Genomic DNA, 8,278 nt, shown 5'->3' with positions numbered 1-8,278 from the left:
ATCAGCATATTTTTTTACGTCTTCCAGACTGACTGTTTTATCACCCAGAATCACCAGTCTTTCCACTACATTTCTAAGTTCTCTTATATTTCCTGTCCAAGGAAACCCTTGCAAAGCTGCTAATGCATCTTTGGTTATATCTTTTTTGGCTGTACCGTATTCCTTCGCTATATCATCCAGGAATTTATTGACCAGCAAGGGTATGTCTTCTTTTCTGTCTTTTAGAGCAGGAACCTGAATCAGGATCACACTAAGTCTGTGGTAGAGGTCTTCTCGGAAATTCCCTTCTTCAATTTCTTTTTTGAGGTCCTTATTGGTAGCAGCAAGTACCCGTACATCCACTTTGATGTCTTTGTCGCCTCCAACCCGGGTAATTTTATGTTCCTGTAGTGCCCTAAGTACTTTGGATTGGGCGGAAAGACTCATGTCACCGATTTCATCCAAAAACAAAGTACCGCCATCTGCCTGTTCAAATTTCCCAATTCTTTGTTTGACTGCAGAAGTAAAGGACCCTTTCTCATGACCAAACAGTTCACTTTCAATCAACTCAGCAGGTATAGCAGCACAGTTGACTGCAATGAATGGCGATTGGGACCTATTGCTTTTTTGGTGTAGCCAATGGGCCACCAGTTCTTTGCCCGTTCCATTAGGCCCCGTTATCAGTACACGCGCATCAGTTGGCGCAACTTTTTCTATTGTTTCTTTTACATGCTTGATGGCAGGGGATTCACCCACCATGTCAAGTTTTTGAGAAAGCTTCTTTTTGAGTACCTTGGTTTCGGTCACCAAGTTTTTTTTATCCAATGCATTCCTGACTGTTAAGAGTAACCTGTTAAGATCTGGTGGCTTTGGTACAAAATCGAAAGCGCCTTTTTTGGTTGCTTCTACAGCTGTTTCAATACTGCCATGGGCAGATATCATAATGAATTGTGGCTGCTTTTCCAACTCGGCACTTTTTTCCAAAACTTCAAGTCCATCCATTTTGGGCATTTTGATATCGCAGAGGACCAGGTCATATTCCTTTTCCTGTAACATTTTTAACCCCTGTTCTCCATCTTGGGCCTCATCGATCTGGTATTTTTCATATTCCAAGATCTCTTTCAAGGTAGAGCGGATGACTTTTTCATCATCGATAATCAAAATTTTGGGCATAGCTTTTTTTTATAATTTAAAAATGTGCAAGCCTATAAGCCGGGTTCTGTTCATCACCGTTAGGTGACTAACTTGTCATTTATCTAGGCGCAGGTTCACACTTGCGCTCCATCGATCTACCCATTCCGCATAAAGACGAGCAGCCTTTTTTGGAATTGCTTCCAAGGCGGAACCTATTTGATCTTTCAACCCATAAGGTTTACCATGCAATCCTTGTCACCAAGGACCCGGTGGGCTCTTACTCCACCATTTCACCCTTACCTCGACCAGATAACGATCTGGATCGGGGCGGTATATTTTCTGTGGCACTGTCTGTGACCTTGCCGTCACCAGTAAGGCCCCTTCCCGTTAGGAAGTATGGCGCTCTATGTTGCCCGGACTTTCCTCCCTGAACTTAATCAGGACGACAAGTCAGCTTGCACTTTGCAAAATAAGGCAAATATTTTCTACCTAACTAACGGAATATTTTATTAATGGTGCATAAAAACAGATAAAAAAATTGTTTGTCTGCTAATTTCTGCCCTAATCGAAAAATTCTATTTGAATTTCATATTGATAAAATCTTTGAATGGAATAATTACTAACCTTATTTGGATTAAGTTTAAATAGCAAATACTTTTGCAGCACTAATTAAATTTAATCTTAATAAGATGAAGGCAGCTATACAAAATGTTTTAGTATTAATTTTCACACTAGGACTTTTCCAGGTAGTGGAAGCGGGTAATCCCGAACCCAATTCAGTATATTATTCGGCGGATGAGGAAGAAGAGGTAGTTAAAGGTGTCATCCGCGCACAAAGCGGTGATCCTGTTCCTTTTGCAAATATTCAGGTATTGGGTACCATTAAAGGAGCTGTTGCGGATATTAACGGTGAGTTTTCACTGGTCAATATACCTAATGGCACTTATGAAATAAAAGTTTCAGCTGTAGGTTATCGCTCTGTCACACGAACGGTTGAAATCATCAATGGTCAAATTCAGGAATTGGAAGTGATTTTTTCCGAGATGGGTGTAGATATGCCTCAAATAACAATTATTTCAAGCAAAGACCGCTTGTTTTCTAAAACCCCTGGTTCAGTAAACTACATAGACAGACGTGAGCTTGACTTTGTCAATCCAATCAGTATTGCAGAAGCATTACGTCGAACTCCAGGTGTAAATGTGGTGGAGGATGACCTAACCGGTATGCGTTTGAGTATGGGTATCCGTGGTTTGGATCCCAATATGAGCCGGTCCATATTGATTATGGAGGATGGTGTTCCTGTAGCTTTGAACCCTTATGGTGAGCCCGAAATGTACTACACGCCGCCAGTTGATCGTATGGAAGGTATGGAAATACTTAAAGGCTCAGGACAAATTCTGTATGGACCTCGTACAGTAGGTGGTGTGGTGAACTTTATTACGGCTAATCCTCCAGAGTCATCTGAAGGAAGGATCAACATTCAAGGAGGTCAAGGTGGTTATTTTTCTGGTTTGGTCAACTACGGAAATACTGTAGGAAATACAGGTTATCATGTAAGCTTACTAAGAAGAAGTGCAGAGAACCTAGGGCCAACTACTTTCGGTTTGACAGATTTGAATGCTAAGTTTTTATTTGATTTGAACGAGCGCTCTGAGCTCGGAATGAAGATTGGTATATATGATGAAACCTCCAATACTACTTACATCGGTATGAACCAATTGATGTTTGAACGTGGAGAAAACGATTTTACACATTTATCCCCTGACGATAGATTGGATGTGAGGAGGTTATCTTTGAGCTTGTCGCATAAATACAGAATCAGTGAGAATGTACGCTTGAGGACTATTGCTTATGGTTATACAACAACCAGAAATTGGAGCAGACAGGATTTTGCAGTAAATGCCACCAATACACCACCGTCAAACTGGACTGGAAAATATTGGGGTGACTTAGATGTTCCGGGAGGAGCGATTTTTATGAGAGATGGTACTGGAAATCGTGATCGTTCTTATGAGGTTGCTGGAATAGAACCCAGAATTGAGGCCAATCATAAATTGTTTAATTTGAATAACGAATTGATAACCGGAGTACGCCTGCATCATGAGAGAGCTTTTGTACGCCGTATTAACGGCACCAAAGCAGGAGTACGTAGTGGTGACCTAAGGGAGGATGAAATCCGAACAGGACATGCATTCAGTGGATATTTTCAAAATACCACCAATATTACTTCGAAGTTTGATGTGAATGTTGGCTTAAGATATGAAAATTATGTTGCTGAAAGAGATATTTTGAGAAGACCTTTTGGAGGTGTAGTTAGAGACACGGTTTTAGTTGGTACTAATGTGGTAAGTGAATTTATTCCCGGTGCCGGATTTAATTATCGTCCTACGACCAAAGTAAATATATTCGGTGGCGTACACCGTGGTTTTGGCCCTCCACGATTACAGGATGCGGTAACAGGGGAAGGACAAGCGCTTAATTTGGATGCAGAATCCTCAGTGAATTTAGAGTTGGGTATCCGTTCCCAATTTACGCCTTGGTTGTTTGTAGAGTTAGCAGGTTTCAGAATGGATTTTAGCAATCAGATTATACCTGTGGCGCAATCCCTAGGTGGTGCTGGTTTTGGAGTGGTCAATGCAGGCCGTACGCTACATGAAGGTGTGGAGGCGATGGTGAATTTGGAGCTTTCAAAGCTGTTTAATTGGGAGAAGACCAATTTGTTCTATGATGCAAACATCACCTATGTGAATTCAGTTTTTGGAGCTGACCGAATCATCAATGAGGTAAATGTCAACGGACTCCGTACACCGTATGCACCGGAATGGCTGATCAATACGGCAATTACACTTGAAACTGAAATGGGTATAGGAGGACGTCTTACCTTGAACCATGTAGGAGAGCAGTTTACCGATCAATTGAATACGGTAGAACCACGTTTTGATGGCCGCATAGGGTTGATGCCTGCATTTACCACCATTGATGCTACCCTGATCTACGATGTTAAAAAATGGAATTCCCGCTTTAATCTTACCATTAAAAATCTGACTGATGAACGCTTTATCGCTTCCAGAAGACCAGAAGGAATTCGTCTAGGCTTGCCACGCTTTATTACTGCTGGATATGAATTCAGATTTTAAAAAAAATAAAAAAAAATCAAACAAATAATTCCCCGCTATGTTTATGTATTTGAAGGCTTTAAAAAGCTTTTCTTCATAGTGCTGGGTTGAGCCGTTCTGAGCAATCAGAACGGTTCTTTATTTTTTAAGGTTTATGTCAGAAGAAAATGATTTGTTTAATTCTATCTAACTTTACAGATCAAAACCTGAAAAAATGATACTCATAGGAAATGCCGTTATCAGTGATGATATCAAAGAACAGTTTTTTGTTTGTGACCTCGAGAAATGCAAAGGGGCCTGTTGCGTAGAAGGGGATTCCGGAGCACCTCTTGAGGATGAGGAAACTGGTATTTTAGAGAAGATCTACCCGGTTGTCAAAGATTATATCACGGAGGAAGGCAGAAAAGTGATTGAACAACAGGGTACTTGGGTCATTGACAAGGATGGAGACAAATGTACTCCAACCATCGGAGAAAATAGGGAGTGTGCCTATGCCCTGTATGATGAAAAAGGGATTTTAAAATGCGGGATTGAACAAGCTTATTTGGATGGCAAAACGGATTTCAAAAAGCCCATCAGCTGCCATTTATATCCCATCAGAATAACCAAATACGACCAGTTTGATGCCCTGAATTACGACCGTTGGCATATATGCTCCCCTGCCTGTTCCTTGGGCAGCCAATTAGGTGTGCCCATTTATAAATTTTTAAAAGATGCCTTGGTCAGAAAGTATGGTTTGGAATGGTATGAGGAATTACAGCAAGAAATAGAGCAGGGTAATGTTTAAACCCTAGACCTACTTAGGGGCATGGTCATGCACCTTGGGCCACCTAAGCCCCTGGAAAGTTCAGAAGAGGGGATTTCCAACACTTCAACGCCCATATTTCTCAAGGCACGGTTGGTATGTAGGTTACCGTTATATGATATTACCCTTCTTGGTCCAATTGCAAAAACATTAGCTCCGTCAAACCACTGTTCCCTCATGGAATAATCAGGATTTCCGTCCGCTGTGGAAAGAACTTCTAAATGGGGAATTTCTCTTTCCAAGACAGTCAGTAAGGATTCATTCAGAACCTGTCTTTTTATATGGACTTTTTCTTCTGTTTTTTCTTTCAAGGTATAAAGCGAGGTCTGTAATACAGCGTTCAATGCATCAGGATAGGTCAATACCAGGTTTTCATCCAAAATTGTGAAGACGGTGTCCAAGTGCATGTATTGCCTTTTCTTGGGCAAGTGGACCTCATAAACCCTTTCTACAGGACCTTCCCCCAATAAAGCCTTGGCCACTTGATAGATGGCTTTTTCATCGGTCCGCTCCGAATTGCCAATGGCTACAGCTTTGCTGGATAAAACGATGACATCTCCCCCTTCTATGCTTGGGGCATTATCGCTGCTCATGATGGGATAAAGTGCTTTTACGTGCTCCCTAAAATCGGGATGATTTTCAAAAATTACCCTTAGTATGTCAGCCTCTCTTTGCCGGCCTTCCATTTTCATACTCGAAAATATAATACCCCCTGGTGTGATAGCCATAGGGTCTCTTTGAAAATAAAGGTTCGGGCTGGGTGGGATCACGAAGGCATAATCCATTAGCTCCGAATTAGGTAAATTAGGGATTTTTCTTTTCAGTTCATGGACCTTTAAACCAGCTGTCAATGCTGTAGCGCATTCTGCTGTTGAAAATCTTTCTAAAATCTGATCTTTAAGATGTGTTAACCGATTTCTTTTCAATGCATCGTTAAAAAGCCTTTCCAAAATATCCCTATTGGAAAGGGTTTGGATCAATAAATCATGTAATCTATAGACCCTTGCTCCTGTACTTTGTTTAATCAAATCTGTAAAAAAGTCATGCTCTTTCTGCATAGCTTCCAAATAGGGTACATCTTCAAAGAGCAGATAGTCTTTGTTATAGGGTGTGAGCCTATCAATCTCTTTTCCAGGTCTGTGCATCAATACAGCCTTTAATGTGCCAAATTCTGAATTTAGTCTTAGATTCATAGGTTGAAAAATTACCTTTCTTAAAATATTTTATGTAAAATATTAAATTATCGGTTAATTTATTGGGTAATTTTTTTTATTTTTCATCCATGAAGACTTATCAATTTCTGATCTATCTGGCTATTGGAATTGCTGTATTTTTTTTGATACGGCCTTTTACACTTTCCATCAGTTTAAATGAAACTTCTTACGTCATGAGCTACAGTATGCCTTGGGCTGTATTATGGATGCTTCTCGGATTGATGCTGCTGATTATGAAACAAAAAAACCGGGCTGTTTAGACCCGGTTTTTACTTTTAAGAAGCCAACCATGCTTCAACCTCTTCTTTTGTTGGGTTAGGAGTGTCCAGCTTTAACTTCTTTCGCCTGCCGCAGACATCATTAAACAGTTTGTTGACATCCTGTTCTTTGAGTTGTTCAAGGGTATGGATATTCAAATCTCTGATGGCAGGTATCAGTCCAGTAGGAATACCAAGTGCCATGAAATCCTCATCCGTAGCCAGTTGTACTTTTTTCTCAGGACGCATTTGAGGAAAGAATAATACTTCTTGAATGGTGGATTTATTGGTCAGCAACATGGTAAGTCGATCTATACCAATCCCTAGTCCAGAAGTAGGAGGCATGCCATATTCCAAAGCCCTAAGGAAATCCTCGTCCATGGCCATGGCCTCATCATCACCTCTTGCTGCGAGTTTCAATTGTTCTTCAAATCTTTCCCTTTGATCAATTGGGTCGTTGAGCTCGGAATAGGCATTGGCGATTTCTTTACCATTTACAAAAAGCTCGAAACGCTCTACCAGACCTGGCTTAGTGCGGTGCTTTTTAGCCAAAGGTGTCATTTCCACAGGGTAGTCAATGATATATGTAGGCTGAATGAGATGATCTTCAACTTTAGCCCCAAATATTTCGTCGATCAATTTCCCTTTTCCCATGCTATCGTCAACTTCAATAGCAAGATCACGGCACACATTTCTAAGCTCGGATTCATCCATTTCACTGACATCTACACCAGCGTACTCTTTGATGGCATCAAACATGGTCAACCTTCTGTATGGACCCGCAAAGTTAATCTTGTTTTGACCAAATGTTACCTCTGTCGTACCATGAATGGAATCAGTTACTTTCTCCAAAAGATCTTCCACCATTTCCATCATCCAGATATAATCCTTATAGGCGACATAGATTTCCAGAGAGGTAAACTCTGGGTTATGGGTCCTGTCCATTCCTTCATTTCTGAACATTTTGCCGAATTCGTATACACCATCAAACCCACCTACAATGAGTCTCTTTAAATAAAGCTCATTGGCAATTCTTAGGTAGAGTGGCATGTCCAAGGTATTATGATGGGTGTGAAACGGCCTTGCCGCCGCCCCTCCATGTACCTGTTGTAATATTGGGGTTTCTACTTCCAGCCAGCCGTGGTCATCAAAATACTTGCGCATATTGGTGATAATGCGAGATCTTGTCAGGAAGACTTCCTTGACTTCTGGATTGACTGTAAGGTCTACATAACGCTGTCTATAGCGCAATTCTGGATCTGTAAATCCGTCATACACATTACCTTGATCGTCTCTTTTTACAACAGGCAATGGCTTTACAGATTTAGATAAAACTGTCAGTTCAGTGACATGCAGTGAAATCTCACCAGTTTGGGTGGTGAAAATATATCCTTTGACTCCTATGAAATCACCTATGCCAAGGAGCTTCTTGAAAACAGTATTGTAGAAACTTTTGTCTTCTCCTGGACAGATATCATCCCTGCGCACATAAATCTGAAGCCTTCCGGTAGCATCTTGGATTTCAGCAAAGGAGGCTGAACCCATGATTCTACGGCTCATCAACCTACCAGCTATGGAAATGTTTTTGTAATCGTTTTTTCTGTTTTCGTAGTTTCTATGAATATCCTCTGCTGTAACATTAATGGGGAAGGATGCCGCGGGATAGGGGTCTATTCCCATTTTCATCAACTCTTCCCTGTCTTTTCTCCTCTCTAACTCCTGTTCGCTAAGTAATTGCATTGTGTAAATTGATTTCAGACCTATTTATAGATA

General features: G+C 40.9%; 6 protein-coding genes and 1 other RNA gene. 3 read left to right on the top strand and 4 right to left on the bottom strand.

The features are described from left to right. Positions 1-1,152: sigma-54-dependent transcriptional regulator (locus B879_RS07625; RefSeq protein ID WP_040400363.1), on the bottom strand; the 1,152-nt coding region annotated here is incomplete at its 3' end. A gap of 19 nt (positions 1,153-1,171) precedes the next feature. Further along, positions 1,172-1,575: RNase P RNA component class A (rnpB, locus tag B879_RS21760), an RNA gene on the bottom strand. 227 nt (positions 1,576-1,802) lie between these two features. Between rnpB and B879_RS07620 the strand changes: the two genes are divergently transcribed. After that, complete coding sequence (locus B879_RS07620; RefSeq protein ID WP_009184581.1) at positions 1,803-4,250, top strand: TonB-dependent receptor; 2,448 nt, start codon at positions 1,803-1,805, stop codon at positions 4,248-4,250. A 193-nt stretch (positions 4,251-4,443) separates the two neighbouring features. Beyond that, the gene (locus B879_RS07615) at positions 4,444-5,016 is read left to right on the top strand and encodes a DUF3109 family protein (RefSeq protein ID WP_009184580.1); all 573 of its coding nucleotides are present in this window, start codon (positions 4,444-4,446) and stop codon (positions 5,014-5,016) included. On the opposite strand, the gene B879_RS07610 is transcribed toward B879_RS07615, so the two are convergent. Then, entirely contained in the window at positions 5,013-6,227 is a 1,215-nt protein-coding gene (locus tag B879_RS07610) for an arginine deiminase (protein ID WP_009184579.1), read from the bottom strand. The genes B879_RS07615 and B879_RS07610 overlap by 4 nt on opposite strands. Positions 6,228-6,316: 89 nt before the next feature. Between B879_RS07610 and B879_RS07605 the strand changes: the two genes are divergently transcribed. After that, a complete protein-coding gene (locus B879_RS07605) occupies positions 6,317-6,508 on the top strand; it encodes a hypothetical protein (RefSeq protein WP_157231556.1) in 192 nt (63 codons plus the stop codon). A gap of 15 nt (positions 6,509-6,523) precedes the next feature. Here the strand turns inward: B879_RS07605 and lysS are convergent, their stop codons facing one another. Continuing rightward, positions 6,524-8,245: a lysine--tRNA ligase gene (gene lysS, locus B879_RS07600; RefSeq protein ID WP_009184578.1), complete on the bottom strand. Its 1,722-nt coding sequence runs from the start codon at positions 8,243-8,245 to the stop codon at positions 6,524-6,526. Positions 8,246-8,278: the final 33 nt, after the last annotated feature.

It is taken from the genome of Cecembia lonarensis LW9 (genome assembly GCF_000298295.1).
Taxonomy (GTDB): Bacteria; Bacteroidota; Bacteroidia; order Cytophagales; family Cyclobacteriaceae; genus Cecembia; species Cecembia lonarensis.
This window is presented reverse-complemented; position numbering and strand designations above follow the sequence as displayed.